General features: G+C 72.2%; 12 protein-coding genes. 1 reads left to right on the forward strand and 11 read right to left on the reverse strand.

Going from position 1 to position 15,354, the window contains the following annotated elements:
* Positions 1–76 precede the first annotated feature (76 nt).
* Genes ACFVDM_RS07120 through ACFVDM_RS07135 form a run of 4 tightly spaced genes read right to left on the reverse strand, consistent with a single transcriptional unit; the run spans position 77 to position 4,476 of the window.
* Complete coding sequence (locus ACFVDM_RS07120; protein WP_383634281.1) at positions 77–955, reverse strand: ABC transporter ATP-binding protein; 879 nt, start codon at positions 953–955, stop codon at positions 77–79.
* Positions 956–990: 35 nt separating this feature from the next.
* Positions 991–2,067 (reverse strand): FecCD family ABC transporter permease, encoded by a 1,077-nt coding sequence (locus tag ACFVDM_RS07125; protein ID WP_383634283.1) that lies wholly within the window; start codon positions 2,065–2,067, stop codon positions 991–993.
* Positions 2,064–3,122: a FecCD family ABC transporter permease gene (locus ACFVDM_RS07130; protein WP_383634285.1), complete on the reverse strand. Its 1,059-nt coding sequence runs from the start codon at positions 3,120–3,122 to the stop codon at positions 2,064–2,066. The genes ACFVDM_RS07125 and ACFVDM_RS07130 overlap by 4 nt, the downstream gene beginning before the upstream one ends.
* 43 nt (positions 3,123–3,165) lie before the next feature.
* Complete coding sequence (locus ACFVDM_RS07135; protein WP_383634287.1) at positions 3,166–4,476, reverse strand: lysine N(6)-hydroxylase/L-ornithine N(5)-oxygenase family protein; 1,311 nt, start codon at positions 4,474–4,476, stop codon at positions 3,166–3,168.
* 262 nt (positions 4,477–4,738) lie between these two features.
* Here ACFVDM_RS07135 and ACFVDM_RS07140 point away from each other — a divergent pair, with 262 nt between their 5' ends.
* Complete coding sequence (locus tag ACFVDM_RS07140; RefSeq protein WP_383634289.1) at positions 4,739–5,686, forward strand: methionyl-tRNA formyltransferase; 948 nt, start codon at positions 4,739–4,741, stop codon at positions 5,684–5,686.
* 13 nt (positions 5,687–5,699) lie between these two features.
* On the opposite strand, the gene ACFVDM_RS07145 is transcribed toward ACFVDM_RS07140, so the two are convergent.
* From ACFVDM_RS07145 to ACFVDM_RS07175, 7 genes are all read right to left on the reverse strand, one after another.
* Positions 5,700–6,617 carry an aminoglycoside phosphotransferase family protein gene (locus ACFVDM_RS07145; protein WP_383634291.1) on the reverse strand — a complete coding sequence of 306 codons (918 nt, stop codon included), beginning with the start codon at positions 6,615–6,617 and terminating at the stop codon, positions 5,700–5,702.
* Positions 6,618–6,705: 88 nt separating this feature from the next.
* Positions 6,706–9,456, reverse strand: a complete 2,751-nt coding sequence (locus tag ACFVDM_RS07150) for an alkaline phosphatase family protein (protein WP_383634293.1) — start codon at positions 9,454–9,456, stop codon at positions 6,706–6,708.
* Between the two features lie 4 nt (positions 9,457–9,460).
* The gene (locus tag ACFVDM_RS07155) at positions 9,461–10,846 is read right to left on the reverse strand and encodes an ABC transporter permease (protein WP_383634295.1); all 1,386 of its coding nucleotides are present in this window, start codon (positions 10,844–10,846) and stop codon (positions 9,461–9,463) included.
* Positions 10,843–11,781, reverse strand: coding sequence for an ABC transporter ATP-binding protein (locus tag ACFVDM_RS07160; protein WP_383634297.1), 939 nt, complete (start codon positions 11,779–11,781; stop codon positions 10,843–10,845). The genes ACFVDM_RS07155 and ACFVDM_RS07160 overlap by 4 nt, the downstream gene beginning before the upstream one ends.
* 165 nt (positions 11,782–11,946) lie before the next feature.
* Positions 11,947–12,585, reverse strand: a complete 639-nt coding sequence (locus ACFVDM_RS07165) for a TetR/AcrR family transcriptional regulator (protein ID WP_383634299.1) — start codon at positions 12,583–12,585, stop codon at positions 11,947–11,949.
* Between the two features lie 102 nt (positions 12,586–12,687).
* A complete protein-coding gene (locus ACFVDM_RS07170; protein WP_383634301.1) occupies positions 12,688–13,767 on the reverse strand; it encodes an alcohol dehydrogenase catalytic domain-containing protein in 1,080 nt (359 codons plus the stop codon).
* A gap of 82 nt (positions 13,768–13,849) precedes the next feature.
* Positions 13,850–15,301 carry an aldehyde dehydrogenase gene (locus ACFVDM_RS07175; RefSeq protein WP_383634303.1) on the reverse strand — a complete coding sequence of 484 codons (1,452 nt, stop codon included), beginning with the start codon at positions 15,299–15,301 and terminating at the stop codon, positions 13,850–13,852.
* Positions 15,302–15,354 lie beyond the last annotated feature (53 nt).

Genomic DNA, 15,354 nt, shown 5'->3' on the forward strand with positions numbered 1-15,354 from the left:
TTGCTTTCGCGCTGTCCACTGAGCCCTTGAATAAGGGCAGCCAAACCTTACCTCGGCTAGGTGAGGGTAGCCTAGCCTAAATTCCTCTACTTCCTTGGTCCGCGCCCTGGTTGAGCGGGACGTGGGTGCGTCCTATGGGCACGATCAGCGGGCGGTCGCCCACCGGATCGTCGATCACCCGGGCGCGCAGGCCGAAGGCCTCGTCCAGCAGTTCGGCCGTGATCACCTCGCGCGGATGGCCCTGGGCCAGGATCTCGCCCCCGCGCATCACGACGAGGTTGTCGCTGTACCGCGTCGCGAGATTGAGGTCGTGGAGGACCATGACCACGGTGCGGCCGGACTCGTGCAGATCGTCCACGAGATCGAGCACGTCGACGGCGTGCGCCAGGTCGAGGTACGTGGTCGGCTCGTCGAGCAGGAGCAGATCGGTGCCCTGGGCCAGGGTCATCGATATCCAGACCCGCTGGCGCTGCCCCCCGGACAGCGAGTCGACCGGGCGGTCGGCGAGTTCGGAGACCCCGGTCATCGCCAGCGCGTCGGCCACCACGTCGGCGTCGTCGGAGGACCACTGCCGCAGCCAGCTCTGGTGCGGATGGCGGCCGCGCGCCACCAGGTCGCCGACCGTCAGCCCCTCGGGCGCGACCGGTGCCTGCGGCAGCAGGCCGAGCTTCCTGGCCACGTCCCGGGTCCTGAGCCGGGCGATGTCGTCCCCGTCCAGCACCACGGTGCCGGAGGCCGGTTTCAGCAGCCGGCTCAGGGTGCGCAACAGGGTCGACTTCCCGCAGCCGTTGGGCCCGATGATCGTCGTGATGACACCGGGGGGAATCTCCACGTCCAGGCCGTCGATGACGGTCCGGCCCCCGTACCCGACGGTGACGCCCCGGGCGGCCAGCCGCGCGGGTCCGGGCCCCGCGGGCGGGGCCTCGGGGGTGGTCAGGGTGGGGTGAACGGCCACGGCTGCTCCTTCGTCGGGGTGGTCCGGCTCGTCGGTCACGCGGCGCCCTGCCGCAGGTTCGCCCGTATCAGCAGGTACACCAGGAACGGTCCGCCGATCACCGCGGTCACGACCCCCACGGGCAGGGAGGCGGGAAGCACGGCGCGGGCGATCAGGTCGGCGCCGGTGAGCAGCACGGCGCCGAAGAGCCCGGAGGCCACCAACGGCGGTGTGGGGCAGCGCGCCAGACGCATCGCCACCTGCGGCGCCACGAGGGCGACGAAGGGCACCGGACCCGCCGCGCTCACCGCGACGGCGGCGAGCAGCACGGCGCACAGCAGCAGGACGGCCCGGACCCGGGTGTGGCGCACGCCGAGACCGGCCGCCACGTCGTCGCCCAGATGCATGGGCTTGAACGGGAAGACCGCGCAGGCCACGACCACCAGCAGCACGAGCGAACACCACAGCGCCGTCCGCACGTCGTCCCAGGAGCGGTTGTCCAGCGAACCGACCAGCCAGGCCTGGGCGCGGGCCACGTCCCTGATGTCGGCGCCGACCAGCAGCCAGGTCGTGACGGCCTCGGTCATCGCGCTCACCGAGATCCCGATGAGGATCAGCCGGAAGCCGTCCACCCCGCGCCGCCAGGCCAGGAAGTACACCAGCAGTCCGGCCCCGAGCCCTCCGGCGAGGGCCGCGAGCGACAGTCCCAGCGTGCCGGCGACGGCCGCCGAGGCCCCGCCCGACACGGTCACCAGGAACACCGCGACCATGCCCGCGCCGCCGGTGATCCCGAGGACGTCCGGGCTGGCCAGCGGATTGCGGGCGACGGACTGGGTGATCGCCCCGGACACCCCGAGGGCGATCCCCACGACGGTCCCGGCCAGGGCGCGCGGCATCCGCAGGTCCATGATCACGAATTCGTCGACCCGTTCGCCCCCGCCGAGGATCGTGGCGATCACCCGGGGCAGCGCGATCGCGAAGTCTCCGACGGCGATGGACAGGCAGAACACCAGGAAGGCGGCCGCCGCCAGGGTCAGGGTGACCAGGGCGACCCGGGGCCGCAGGACGACCGACATCCCGCCCCATCGGACACCCCGCGCCAGGGCCGGGCGCCGCACCTCTGTCACGTTCATGCGCTCCTGAACTTTCCGCGCCACACCAGGCCCGCGAAGAACGGGGCTCCCAGCAGCGCCACGACGACACCGGAGTCCAGTTCGCCCGGCCGCACCACCACCCGGCCCACGATGTCGCAGACCAGCAGGACGACCGCGCCGAGCAGACCCGCGTACGGGACGAGCCAGCGGTAGTCGGGACCGGTGAGGTACCGGGCCACATGAGCCACCATCAGCCCGAGGAAGGCGATCGGTCCGCACGCCGCCGTCGCCGCGCCCGCCAGCAGCGTGACGGCGACGATCCCGGCCGTACGGCTCCGGGCGATGTCCACGCCCAGCCCCCGCGCCACGTCGTCCCCGAGGTTCAGCAGATTGAGGGAGGGCAGGACGAACAGGGCGGCGACCAGACCGAGGGCGACGAAGACCGCCACCGGGCCGATGACGTCGAATCCGACGCCCGCGACCGAACCGGCGTTCCAGAACCGCAGCGCGTTGAGCGACTTCTGGTCCGACAGCGCCACGGCGGTCGTCAGCGCCGCCAGGAACACGGTGATGCCCTGGCCCGCCAGGGCGAGCGTCAGCGGATTGCCCGCCCCCCGGCCGATACTGGCCAGGCCGAAGACGACGACCCCGGAGACGGCCGCGCCCGCGAAGGCGAACCACACGTACTGGAACGGGTCGGTCAGCCCGAACGCGGCGATCGCCGACACCACGGCGAACGAGGCGCCGGCGTTCACCCCCAGCAGGCCGGTGTCCGCGATCGGATTGCGCGTGTAGCCCTGGATCAGCGCTCCGCCGACGCCGAGCGCGAGGCCCGCCACCACGGCGAGCACGGTCCGCGGCAGCCGTACGGTGTGGACGATGAGCCGGATCTCGGTGAGCCGCTGGTCCGGCTCGGGCGCGGCGAACAGCCCGTGCCAGACCTCGGCGGGGCTCAGCGCCCGCGCGCCCACCGCCAGGGAGACGGCGGACGCGAGGACGAGGAGCACCACCAGCGCGCCCAGTCCCGCGACCCGTTTCCGGCGGGCCCCGGCAGGACCCCGGGGGGTGGGGCGCTCCACTGCGGTGGTGCTCATGTCGGCGTACGTCATCCCTCTGGTCACGGGTGTGCGGTGCGGATCAGCGCGGGGCGGGCGCGGCGTTCCGGGCGAGCATCGAGTCGAGGATCTCGCCCACGCGCACCGCGGTGTTGGACAGCAGCGCGGAGGTGATGCCGTGCGTGTGCTCGGTGCCGCCCTGGAGGTAGATGCCGCAGCGCACGGTGTCGTCGGTGGAGACGCGGTAGTCGCGTTCGACCCGGACCCGGCCCTCCTCGTCGCGGAGGCAGCGGCCGGCGACGTCGCCGAGCAGGGCGAGCGGGTCGGCGGGGCTGTAGCCGGTCGCGAAGACGACGAGGTCGGCCTCCAGCTGGGTCTCCTCGCCCGTGACGAGGGAACGGACCGTGGCCAGGACGCGGTCGGACGTCTCCTTGGCCTCCTCCAGCCGCGAGACGTTGAGGAAGCGCAGCCGCTCGGCGCCGAGCACCTTCTCCTGGTACATCTGCCGGTAGAGGTCGTCGATCAGATCGATGTCCACCACCGAGTAGTTGGTGTTGCCGTGATAGTCCATCAGCCGGCGCTTGACGCCCTCGGGGGCGGCGTAGAACTCGTCGACCGCGCCGGGGTCGAATATCTTGTTCGCGAAGCTGCTGTCGTCGGCGGGGCTGTAGCCGTAGCGCGAGAAGACCGCGCAGACCTCGGCCTCGGGGAAGCGGCGGTGCAGATAGGCCACGTTCTCCGCGGCGCTCTGGCCGGCCCCGACCACCACGAGACGCCGGGGCGAGGTGCCGTCCAGCTCGTTGATGCGGGCGAGCAGTTCGGAGTTGTGCCAGATGCGGTCGCCGCGTTCGACGTTGTCCGGCAGGAGGGGGCGCAGCCCGGTGCCGACGACGAGGTCGCGGGCGCGGTGGACGGCGAGGCCCCGGCCGGAGCGGACCGTGACGTCCAGGTATTCCACGACGCCCTCGACGAGGACGGGGGTGACGGCGACGACCTCGTGGTCGTAGGCGACCATGTCGCCGACCTGCGCCGCGGCCCACTCGAAGTAGTCGTGGAACTCGACCCGGAGCGGGAAGAGGTTCTTGTGGTTGATGAAGTCAATCAGCCGTCCCTTGCTCTGGAGGTAGCAGAGGAAGCTGAACCCGCTGGAGGGGTTCCGGAGCGTCACCAGGTCCTTGAGGAAGGACACCTGCATCGTCGCGTCGTCGATGAGCATGCCGCGGTGCCAGCCGAAGCTCGGCTGGCGTTCGAAGAACAGCGCGCTCAGCGGCTCCCCCGCGCCTGCTGCGTTGTGCTCGCTGACCGCGATCGCCATGGCCACGTTGGACGGCCCGAAGCCGATTCCGATGAGGTCGTGGACCGGTGGTGCGTCGGCAGGACGAACCTGTGACATATCACTCCCATCGTGCGGGAAAGCCGCCGCGCGCCAGGTGCGGAGACAGTACGAAGGACGGGCACGCCGAAGGACCGGCCCGCTGAACTTAGGTAAGGCTAAGTTAATCACGCAGCGGTGTCGATAGGTCAGATCCGGACAGCAGTTTCAGCCAGAAGCCCGCGAACAGCCCCACAACTACGCGCCCACGCGGGCTCGTTGCGCGATAAGGTAAGCCTTGCTTTACTTGCCTCGCACCGTTCCCATGCTGAGGAGGAACCCCATGCGGGTCGTCATGTTCGGTTATCAGACCTGGGGGCACCGCACCCTGCGCGCCCTGCTGGATTCCGAGCACGACGTGGTGCTGGTCGTGACGCACCCCAGGAGCGAGCACGCGTACGAGAAGATCTGGAGCGACTCGGTCGCCGACCTCGCCGAGGAGCACGGCGTCCCCGTGCTGATCCGCAACCGCCCGGACGACGACGAACTGTACGAGCGCCTGCGCGCGGCCGATCCCGACATCATCGTGGCCAACAACTGGCGGACCTGGATCCCGCCGCGCGTCTTCGCCCTCCCCCGGCACGGCACGCTGAACATCCACGACTCGCTGCTGCCGAAGTACGCCGGTTTCTCGCCGCTGATCTGGGCGCTGATCAACGGTGAGAGCGAAGTGGGCGTCACCGCGCACATGATGAACGACGAACTCGACGCCGGCGACATCGTCCGGCAGGAGGCGGTGCCGGTCGGCCCCAAGGACACCGCGACCGACCTGTTCCACCGGACCGTCGACCTCATCGCCCCGGTCACCACCGGCGCGCTCGCCCTCATCGCCTCCGGGCAGACCGAGTTCACCCGCCAGGACCGCTCGCAGGCGAGCTTCTTCCACAAGCGGTCCGACGAGGACATCCGCGTCGACTGGACCTGGCCCGCCGAGGACCTGGAGCGCCTGGTGCGCGCCCAGTCCGAGCCGTACCCCAGCGCCTACGCCTTCCACCGGGGCCGGCGCCTCGAAATCCTCGCCGCCGATGTCTCCGAGGGGCGGTACGGGGGCACGCCCGGCCGCATCTTCTACCGCGAGGGCGAGGGCGTCGTGATCGTCGCGGGCGCCGACGCGCGCACCGGCCGCAACCGCGGTCTGTCAGTCACCCGGGTGCGCACCGACGACGGCAGGGAGCTGGCGGCGACGGAGTACTTCACCTCGATGGGCGGCTATCTCACCAGCCGCCCCTGAGCCGCGCCCCGGCTCAGGCCGCCGTCTCCAGGAGGCGGCGCAGCGAGGCGCGGGCGGGCGGGCCCCAGGAGGACTTGCCGCCGGGGCGGCCGTGGTCACCCGCGTCCCCGACGGAGAGCCCGGTCAGCGCCTGCACCACGGCCCAGCCCCGGGCGCGGCGGCGGGTCGCGGGATCCGCGGCCGGTCCGTACACCGCGTGGAAGCGGTCGAGCGCGCCGTCCGGCAGCAGCACCCAGGCGGACCCCAGATCGCCCGCCGGATCGCCGGAGCAGAGGTCGCCGAAATCGATCACCCCGCAGAAACTGCCGTCCGCGGTGAGGACGTTGGCCGGGTGGAGGTCCCCGTGGAGCCAGAGCGCGGGACCGTCCCACGCAGGTGCGGCGACCGCGTCCTCCCAGATCGCCAGGACGGCGTCGGGGTCGTCGATCAGTCCCTGCCCGGCGACCGTCGCGATCGACTCGGTCACGCCGTCGGAAATCGCGGAGAGCGGCCCGCCCCGGCCGAATCCTCCCGTCGGCGCGGAGTCGGGGGCGGGGCGGTGCAGCGCCGTCAGAAAGGCGGCCAGGGTCTCGGCCGCGCGGTCCGCCCGGGTGGCGGGCGCCCGGTCGCCCGGCGTCCCGGGCACCCAGGTGGTGACGATCCAGGGCCGGGGGAACCGGGCGGAGGGCTCACCGAAGCGCTCCGGCACGGGCACCGGCAGCGGCAGTCCCGGGGCGAGGACGGGCAGCCAGGCGTGTTCCTTGCGGAGCAGTTCGTCCGAGCGCTCGGTCGCCCAGGGCAGCCGTACGGCGAGGTCGTCGCCCAGCCGCCAGAGCTGGTTGTCCCAGCCGCGCGCACCGAGGCGGACGGGCCGGCCGGCCAGATCGGGATGCTGCTCGCGCAGCAGCGCGACGACGAGTTCGGCGGTGATCTCGGTCTCGGTGGAGGTCATGCCGCCCCACCGTAGCCGGGCCCGTCAGGTACGCGGAGGGTGGGGGCGCTGCGCCGCGCCCCCACCCCGAGGGATTCCGGTGTCCGGATCAGCCGTCGGACTCGGGCGACGGGATCGCCGCGCCCGGGACGTCCTCCGGTGCGAAGATCTTCTTCTCACCGGGGTACGGCTGCTTCCAGTTGTGCGTCTCGTACCAGGTGAAGTGGTTCATCTGCGCCGGGTTCGCGAAGTCCGGCACGGCCCGGGGGCCGGACAGCCGCTGCCGGGACTTCCAGGTGCTCCACCGCGAGGCCATCGGCTTCATCTCGGCGGGCACCTTCGCGGACGGAACCGGCGCGGCGAGCGGGTTCTGTGCCGCCGGGACGTCGAGGCCGCAGGAGGGCGGGGTGGCCAGCCCGTCGGTCAGCGAGGTCCGGTTGGGCAGTGCCGTGAACGGGGTGTAGTCCGCCTTCTTGGTGAAGGCGCCGGTCATCGGGGTGGCCGCGCTGTCCTTCTGGTTCATCGGACGGATGCCGAGGATCTGCTCGATGGTGCGGATGATCGTGATCTGCGAGTAATAGCGGCTGTCCACGACGCCGCGCCGCGCGTACGGGCTGATGATCTGGATCGGGGCCCGGTGGCCGTCGACGTGGTCCAGGCCCGCCTGGGAGTCGTCCTCGACCACGAAGATCGCGGAGTCCTTCCAGTACCTGCTGTGGGTGATGGTGTCGACCATCTTCCCGACCGCGAGGTCGTTGTCGGCGACCTGGGCGGCGGAGCCGGCCGGTCCCCCGGTGTGGTCGCTGGAGTACCAGAACATGTTCAGGTCCGCCGGACCGTTCTTCTCGAAGTCCCGCTTCCAGATGCCGTACCGGTAGACGTCGGGGACGGCGGTGTCGAACTTCGGGAAGCCGTGCACCGACACGTCGTTGAGCGACGGGATCGGGGACGAGGAGATCAGCGGGTAGGCGGTGTCCTGCCCGGTCGCCTCCATGTTCCTGCTGTCGCAGTACAGGTTCTGCCAGGTGGCCCCGGCCGGTTTGGTCAGGAACTGCTGGAACTCGCCGAAGTCCCGCACGGTCCGGCCCGCCGCCTGCGCGCCGGTCCACAGGAAACCGGTCCGCTGGTGGCCGAGCGCGTCGTCCTCGGTGTCGTAGCTGCGCAGATACTCACCGGCCGAGGACTCCGTGTACTCGGGGTTGTCGGCCTGCATCAGCCAGTTGTGTCCCTCGGCGGAGTTGGTCCCGATGTCGTAGGTGTTGTCGTAGAGCCCGAACTGCTTGGCCAGGGCGTGCTGGTTGGGGGTGACGTTCTCGCCGAACTGGGTGAGCGAGGGGTCGCCGTCGCCCTCCGGGATGTCGCCGAGGACCTGGTCGTAGGTGCGGTTCTCCTTGACGATCAGGAAGACGTGCTTGATCGTCGACGGGTCGCCGAGCCGGGCCGGTACGGGCACCGGCTTCGCCGGCTTGCGGCCCTCGGCGTACGCGACGGAGCCGGCCGTCCAGCCGTTCTGGCGGAAGACCTTCTTCGTCTCGTTGCGCACGGTGCGGTCGGAGGGCAGCGTGAACCGCGTCAGGCTGGACGTGGTGTCGTGGGTGCCGTGCCCCGCGGCGGAGGTGGGGCGGCGTGCGTCGATGCCCCGGGTGTGCGAGACGACGACCTGCTTGCCGACGGTGGTGATCTCCGCCGGGAAGTAGTCGGTGGGCAGCAGGCCGACGTAGCTCACCGGCTCCTGCGGGCTCGTGTACCGGTACACGGCGACCGCGTTGGCGCGGCCGAGGGTGACCAGCAGCCGCCCGTCGTCGGTCAGGGTGACCGCGTCCGGCTCGTACCCCACCGAGGCCTCCGGCCAGGGGCGGGTGGCGATGGTCTGCACGACCTTGTCGTCGGACGTGCGGATCACGGAGACGTCGTTGGTGGCCGTGTTGGTGACGAAGAGCGCGCCGTTCTTCGCGTAGAGCGCGGTCGGGTGCAGTCCGACGTCGATGCTGCCGACGGCCGCGTCGGGGTGGGCCAGGTCGATGACGCTGACCGTGCCGGTGGTGGTGGCGGCGGTCACCGGGTCGGCCGGTACCTGGGTGTTGTACGAGTTGATGGTGGTGTCGCCGGGCTTCGCGGGACGGCCGCCCTCGTTGCTGACGTAGAGCTTGCCGCCGACCTGGACGAGGTCGCGCGGGGCGTTGCCGACGGCCCAACTGGTGCGGACGGTACCGGTGGCCGCGTCGATGGCGACCACCCGGTTCTGGCCGTTGACCGCGGAGTAGACGGTGGTGCCGTCGGGCGAGAACACGGCCTCGCCGACCAGGGCGCGCCTGGGGCCGTCGGCCGCGATCCTGACGGTGACCGGGTCGGAGACGGTGCCGTCCGCGTTCACGGTGAAGCGGGTGTAGCCGTCGGGCTGGCCCAGCCAGAGATGGCTGCCGTCGGGCGAGTAGGTGGGGCCTTCCTGGCCCACGTTGTTGGAGCCGATGCGCGGGGTCGAGGAGGCCGCCGTGCCGACGACCTGCTGGACCTTCCAGCTCTTCAGGTCGACGACGGCCAGGGCCGCGCCGCCGTCCGCGACCGAGGCCGCGAGGTGGGTTCCGTCCGGGCTGACCTCGGACGACATGATCTTGCCGTTGTCGATGACGAGCCGTTCGCCGTACGGGGCGACGTACTGGTCGGCGGAGACGACGAGGCCGTCCCGGGTGACCTCGCCGACCCGGTCGGTGCCGAACTGCTGGGTCCGGGCGAACGCGGTGCCCGCGGCGACGAGCGCGAGGGCGGTGATCCCGGCCGTGACCAGTGGGATTCGGCCGACGCGTCCGCCGAGCGGGCCCGATCGGCTCCTCCCGGGCCGCCTGCGCCGTGTTACCTGCATGGAGTCATCCCTTCTCGGTGCCGAGCAGTGCGACATTGCCGTCGAACTGCCAGAGCGGGTTGGGCGTGTCCCCGGTCGGGGTCCGCACCAGGAAGTAGCCGTTCACTTGCTTCGGCCCGTCGCCGTCGGCCATGTACCGGCCGTCGGGTGCGACGTCGAGCTGGTAGACGGCCGAGCCGGTGGCGGCGACATCGGGGAGGTGCCAGGTGACGACGCAGCGCCAGTCGTTGCCGGGCCCGCTCACACCGTCGGCGACACCGCCCTTGGTGCAGGCGGCGGTGGTCCGCAGCTGCTCCTCGGTGACGTCGGGCCGGTGCAGCTGTCCGGTCTGCTGGCGGTAGAGATGGGCGAAGGCGGTGGCGACGGAGCGCTGGACCTCGTCCTGTCCGATGCCGGAGCCCTGCGCGGTGGTGGTGGCGGTGACGACGGCGACCGAGGCGGCGAGCAGTCCGGCGAGCGGCAGGGCGCCGCCGAGGAGGGCGCGGCGGGGCGAGCCGTCGTCGCCGGTGCCGGTGAAGTCGCGGCGTACGAAGTGGAGGTACGCGAGCGCTGTGGCGGTCACCGCCCACAGCAGGGCGACGACGATGCCGATCAGCAGCGGGCCGTGCTGGCCGGGCCGGGTGAACAGCCCGTTCCAGGCGGTGAAGGCGTAGCCGGGCAGGGCGAGGCGTACCCCGACGGGCAGCGGCAGCATCTGGAGGAGCTGGGTGGCGAGGGCGACCAGGGCGGGCAGCAGCAGGCCCATCGGGGAGCGGCCGAGGGTGACCGAGCCGAGCAGTCCGAGCGCGGCGAGGGCCAGGGTCGGGGCGAGGACGCAGGCCCAGGCGAGCAGCACGGTGGCGGCGGCGTCGCCCGCCGGCAGCAGATGGCCGTCGAGTCCTACGAGGGGATGGTTGCCGACGGCGAGGAGCCCGCCGGCGATGCCCGAGACGACGAGTCCGGCGACGAGCAGCAGGATGACGGTGAGGCTGGCCAGCGCCTTCGAGACGAAGATGCGGCGCGGCGAGCGGACGGCGACGAGCAGATGGCGCCAGGTGCCGAGCCGGTCCTCGGCGGCGAACACGTCACCGGCGACGAGCGAGGTCAGCAGCGGGAGCGCCCAGATGCCGGAGAAGCCGAGCACGACGAGGGGCCCGGCCCAGCCGGAGGCGTGCATCCAGCGTCCGAAGAGGGTGTCGACGGGCAGGGAGCTCTGCCGGCTCACCGCGGCGACGAAGAGCGCGGGAGCCAGCCAGCAGGCGAGGAGGACGAGGCGGATCCGCCACTGCGAGACCAGCTTGACCAGCTCGAAGCGGTAGCAGCGGGTCAGCGGGACGGGCCTGGCCGCAGCGGGCCCGGTGCCGGTGCCGGGGTCCGCGGACGTGGCCGGGCCGTTCACGGTGGTGGTCATCGAACGGCCTCCTGGCGCTGGTCGGTGAGGGCGAGGAAGGCGGCCTCCAGCGGGGACACCACGGGGGCGAGTTCACGCAGGGCGATGTCCGCGTGCACGAGGCGGACGACGAGCGCGTCGAGGGCGGGTGTCGCGGCGCGGACGACCAGGGGGCCGGAGCCCGCGTCCGTCTCCTCGACGAGGTGGACGCCGGAGGTGTCCAGCGCGAGGGTGCGGGCGGCCCCGGGGTCGGAGGTGAGGACCCGGTAGTCGAGTGCGCGGTCCCCGGCGGCCAGTGCGTCCAGCGGTCCGGAGAAGACGACCCGCCCGGTGGAGAGGATGGTGACCTCGGAGCACAGGGCCTCCAGGTCGTCCATGCGGTGGCTGGAGAGGACGACCGCGGTGCCGCGGGCGGCGAGCCCGGCCAGGACGCCGTGGATGTGCTTCTTCCCGGCCGGATCCAGGCCGTTGGCGGGTTCGTCGAGGACCAGCAGACGGGGTTCGGTGAGCAGGGCGGCGGCCAGCCCGAGGCGCTGGCGCATGCCCAGGGAGAAGCCGCGGGTCCGCTCGTCGGCGACGTCGGTGAGTCCGACCTGCTCCAGGGCCTCGTCGATCGCCGTGTCCGCGCGGCCGGTGCCGTGCAGTGCGGCGAGCGCGGAGAGGTTCTGCCGGGCGGTGAGCGAGGGGTAGAGCCCGGGGCCGTCGACGAATCCGGCGACGCCCTCGGGGACGGAGAGCGCCCGGCCGACGGGGGTGCCGAGGATCTCCAGCCCGCCCGCGTCGGCGACGGCGAGGCCGAGGAGCAGTCCGAGCAGCGTGGTCTTGCCCGCCCCGTTGGGCCCGGCCAGCCCGTGGATCCGCCCCCGCGTCACCTCCAGATCGACTCCGTCGAGAGCGATGACGTCACCGAAGCTCTTGACGATGCCGCGAGCCCGGACGGCGGGGAGCGTGTCCATGAGTCCCTTCCCGGTAGACCGGAAAGGACCCTAGGACCGTCACACGGCCCTTCCAGGGAAGGCGAGTTGAACGAACGGGGAACGCGCGGCGACCGGAACGGACCGCACCGGGGACTTCCCTCCGTTTGTCCCGTTCATGCCCAGTACCGGGCCTCGCGACGGCTTCTAGACGCCCTCCGGGTCGTACTCCCGGAAGACGAGCACGAGCCGCTCGCGCATCGCGGACCAGTCACCCTCTAGCTCGCCCTCGGAGACGCCGGTGGCGCGGGCCATGAGCAGCAGTCCGCGCATCGCGCTGATCGCGGTCAGCAGGCTCGCGTCGAAGCCGGGGCGGTCGGCCATGGAGCCGACCAGGCGGTGGACGGCGTCGGAGAGGGCGTCGCCGAGACGGCCGTCGAAGACGCGCAGGGCGTCGCGGAGTTCGTCGTCGCCGCGGGCGCCCGCCATGAGTTCGAGGCAGGCCTGGTACTCGCGGCTGCGCTTGAGGCTCCACAGCACATCGAGGGCGCGGGCGATCCGTCCCTCGTGCGGGCCGTCGGTGATCAGCTCCAGATGGAGCGGGACGCGCTCCCGGTAGCGCTCGACGAGATGGTCGAGCGTGGCCTCGATGAGCGCGGTGCGGGTCGGGAAGTGGTGGACGAGGCGTCCCCGTGACACCCCGGCGGCCTCCCCCACGGCGAGCGTGGAGAACTGGGCGAAGCCCTGGTCGACGAGGACCCGGACGGTGGCGTCGAGAAGGAGCCTGCGGGTGTCGAGCGCGCGCTGCTGGACGCGCCGCTGCCGGGGGGGATGCTGCTCGGACATGCGGAAATCCTATGCCGTACGGGGCCGGCGGGCCGCCGCCCGGGGCCGCGCTCCCTCAGGGGCGGGGCGGCGGTTCCGGGCGGCGTGGGCGGTGCGGGGCGCTCAGCCGGTGGTGAGCATGACGCGCAGCGCCTCGCCGCTGCGCATCAGGCCGAGGGCGTCGTTGACGTCGGCCAGCGGCAGCCGGTGGGTGACCAGCGCCTCCAGGTCGATGCGGCGGGCCCGAAGCAGATTGATGATGCGGTCATAGGTGCGGGTCACGTCGTCGCCCCCGTACACGGAGGGGATGATGCGCTTGGCGCTGACGAAGAGTTCCAGCAGGTTGACCGGGACCATGTCCTCGAAGCCGCCGACGCCGACCAGGCAGACCGTGCCGCCCTGCCGGGCGGTCTCGTAGGCCGAGCGCACGGTGGCCGGGCGTCCGACGGCCTCGATGACGTGGTCGAAGCCGAGTCCCCCGGTGTACGTGTCGACGGCGTCCTTGACCTCGTCGGGGGCGACGGCGGCGGTGGCGCCGAAGTCGACGGCCCAGGCACGGCGGGAGGCCACCGGGTCGATCGCGACGATCTGCGCGGCGCCGGCCGCGCGGGCGCCCATGACGGCGCTGATGCCGACGCCGCCGCAGCCCACGACGGCGACGGTCTCACCGGGCTTGACCTGCGCGGAGTTGATCGCCGCGCCGATGCCGGTGGTGACGCCGCAGCCGATCAGGGCGGCGGCCTCGTAGGACACGTCGTCGGGGATCGGCGCGGCGAATCCGGCTTCGAGGACGACCTCCTCGGCGAAGGTGCCCGCGCCCATGAAGCGGTACAGGTCGGTGCCGCGAGAGGTGAAGGCCGGGACCCGCATCGCGGCGGATCCGGCGCCGCACAGGTTGGACTCGCCGCGCCGGCAGTGGGCGCAGTGCCCGCACGCGGGGCGCCAGTTGACGATGACGTGGTCGCCGGGCTTCACATGGGTGACGCCGTCGCCGACCTCCAGGACCTCTCCGGCGCCCTCGTGGCCGAGGACCATCGGGGTGGGGCCGGGGATCTTCCCGGACATGCCGGAGAGGTCGGAGTGGCAGAGGCCGGTGGCCCTGATGGCGACCCTGACCTTGCCGGGGCCGAAGCCGGTGGTCTCGACGTCGTCGCGGACTTCGAGGGTGTCCTGGCCGGGGGCGGTGATGAGTGCGGCAAGCATGACGGCTCCTGAGGGGTGCGGGTTCCCGCGGGTGTGGGGTGGGTGGAGAGGGGAGGCCCCGGCGCACCGGGGCCGGGGCGGGTCAGAACGCGGGCAGCGCGATCGCCTTCTGCTCCAGGTAGGCGGTGAGGCCGGCGGCGCCGAACTCGCGGCCGATGCCGGAGTTCTTGTAGCCGCCGAAGGGCGCGGTCAGGTCGACGGAGAAGCCGTTGACCGTGAAGGTACCGGTGCGGACGCGGCGCGCGATCTCCAGTCCGTGGTCGACGTCGGCGGTGACGACGGCCCCGGAGAGCCCGAAGTCGGAGTCGTTCGCGATCCGTACGGCGTCCTCCTCGTCCTCGTACGGCAGCAGGCAGACCACCGGGCCGAAGATCTCCTCGCGGGCGATGCGCATGTCGTTGGTGACGTCGCCGAAGAGCGTCGGCTCGACGTAGGCGCCCGCCTCCAGCCCGGCGGGGACGCCACCGCCGGTGAGCAGGGTGGCGCCCTCCTCCCGGCCGATGCGGATGTAGTCGAGGTTGCGGGCCTGCTGACGCCTGGTCACGAGCGGGCCGACCTGGGTGGCCGGGTCGAGGGGGTCGCCCACGGTGAGCGCGCGGACCGCGTCGACGAGCGCGCCGCTCAGCTCCTCGTACCGGCTGCGGGGCAGCAGCACCCTGGTCAGGGCGACACAGGCCTGGCCGTTGTTGAGGAAGGAGCCGCTGAGCACGGTGTTCACCACGTCGTCGACGGGGGCGTCGGGCAGCACGACGGCCGCGGACTTGCCGCCGAGTTCCAGGGTGACGCGGGTCAGGTTGCGGGCGGCGACCTCCATGACGCGCTTGCCCGCGGCGACCGATCCGGTGAAGGCGACCTTGTCGACGCCCGGGTGCGCGACCAGGTACTCACTGACCTCCCGGTCGGCCGGCAGCACGCTCAGGACGCCCTCGGGCAGTCCGGCCTCGGCCGCGATCCGCGCGAACAGGAAGGCGTCGAGGGGGGTTTCGGGCGAGGGCTTCAGCACGACGGTGCAGCCGGCGGCGAGCGCGGGGGCCAGCTTGGAGGCGGCGGTGAACTGCGGCACGTTCCACGGCACGATGCCGGCCACGACGCCCACCGGTTCACGCCGCAGCACCAGCGGCCGGCTCATGCCCTGCCGGGACTCCTCGAAGGGGAAGGCCTCGGCCACCTTGGCCGTGACCGCGAAGTGGCCGATCGCGCCCTTCACCTGGTTGACGAGACTCCAGGAGATCGGGGAGCCGTTCTCGCGGGTGATCAGCTCGGCGAACTCCTGGGCCCGTGCGCCCATGAGCTCCACGATCCGCCCGATGACCGCCAGCCGCTCCTCCACCCGCAGACGCGGCCAGGGCCCGTGGTCGAACGCCTCGCGGGCGGCGGCGACCGCGGCGTCGACGTCCTCGGTGGTGGCGTGCGGCACCCGGCCGACGAGGCTGCCGTCGTGCGGCGAGCGGACCTCGATGACGTCGGATCCGGCGGGCCGGACCCAGCGGCCGCCGATGAAGAGGGTGGTGTGTTCCAGGATCTCGCCGGACATGTGGCTCCTCGGCTCTTCGCCCCGGCTCCGGGGCGGCTCTGCGGCCGGCGTCT

The sequence above is a fragment of the Streptomyces sp. NPDC057682 genome, from assembly GCF_042799575.1.
Lineage (GTDB): Bacteria > Actinomycetota > Actinomycetes > Streptomycetales > Streptomycetaceae > Streptomyces.

Coding starts and splice junctions, on each gene's coding strand:
- ACFVDM_RS07125 (WP_383634283.1), bottom strand. CDS start 2,067: ATGAACGTGACAGAGGTGCGGCGCCCGGCCCTGGCGCGGGGTGTCCGA.
- ACFVDM_RS07130 (WP_383634285.1), bottom strand. CDS start 3,122: ATGAGCACCACCGCAGTGGAGCGCCCCACCCCCCGGGGTCCTGCCGGG.
- ACFVDM_RS07135 (WP_383634287.1), bottom strand. CDS start 4,476: ATGTCACAGGTTCGTCCTGCCGACGCACCACCGGTCCACGACCTCATC.
- ACFVDM_RS07140 (WP_383634289.1), top strand. CDS start 4,739: ATGCGGGTCGTCATGTTCGGTTATCAGACCTGGGGGCACCGCACCCTG.
- ACFVDM_RS07145 (WP_383634291.1), bottom strand. CDS start 6,617: ATGACCTCCACCGAGACCGAGATCACCGCCGAACTCGTCGTCGCGCTG.
- ACFVDM_RS07150 (WP_383634293.1), bottom strand. CDS start 9,456: ATGCAGGTAACACGGCGCAGGCGGCCCGGGAGGAGCCGATCGGGCCCG.
- ACFVDM_RS07155 (WP_383634295.1), bottom strand. CDS start 10,846: ATGACCACCACCGTGAACGGCCCGGCCACGTCCGCGGACCCCGGCACC.
- ACFVDM_RS07160 (WP_383634297.1), bottom strand. CDS start 11,781: ATGGACACGCTCCCCGCCGTCCGGGCTCGCGGCATCGTCAAGAGCTTC.
- ACFVDM_RS07165 (WP_383634299.1), bottom strand. CDS start 12,585: ATGTCCGAGCAGCATCCCCCCCGGCAGCGGCGCGTCCAGCAGCGCGCG.
- ACFVDM_RS07170 (WP_383634301.1), bottom strand. CDS start 13,767: ATGCTTGCCGCACTCATCACCGCCCCCGGCCAGGACACCCTCGAAGTC.
- ACFVDM_RS07175 (WP_383634303.1), bottom strand. CDS start 15,301: ATGTCCGGCGAGATCCTGGAACACACCACCCTCTTCATCGGCGGCCGC.